Genomic DNA, 574 nt, shown 5'->3' with positions numbered 1-574 from the left:
GGTCTCGACGTACTGCGAGCTGCGGCCGCCGTACAGCGCATCGACCAGCACCTGGTAGCGCTCGCCGATGAAGCCGCGCCGCACCTTGCGCGTGCGGGTGAGTTCGCCGTCGTCGGCGTCGAGCTCCTTGTGCAGCACCAGGAAGCGCGTGATCTGGCTGCCGGCGAGCTTGTCGTCGGCCGCGAGGTCGGCGTTGACCCGCTCCACGCAGTCGCGCACCAGCTCGTACACCTCGGGCTTCTGCGCCAGGTCGGTGTAGCCGGCGTACGGCAGGTTGCGGCGCTCGGCCCAGTTGCCCACCGCCTCCATGTCGATGTTGATGAAGGCGCAGACCTTCTCGCGCCGGTCGCCGAAGGCCACCGCCTCCTTGATGTGCGGAAAGAACTTCAGCTTGTTCTCGACGTACTTGGGCGCGAACATCGCGCCGTCGTTCGCCCCGCCGACCAGCCGGCCGACGTCCTTCGCGCGGTCGATGATCTTCAAGTGGCCCTGCGCGTCGAGGAAGCCGGCGTCGCCGGTGCGGTACCAGCCGTCAGCGGACAGCACCTCGGCCGTCGCGGCCTCGTTGCGGTAG

At 68.8% G+C, this 574-nt stretch carries 1 pseudogene; it reads right to left on the bottom strand.

The features are described 5' to 3' along the window. Nucleotides 1–574 (bottom strand): annotated as a pseudogene (locus AC1D12_RS34965) (long-chain fatty acid--CoA ligase); the annotation flags it as partial.

Source organism: Rhizobacter sp. P1_G5, from assembly GCF_056405435.1.
This window is presented reverse-complemented; position numbering and strand designations above follow the sequence as displayed.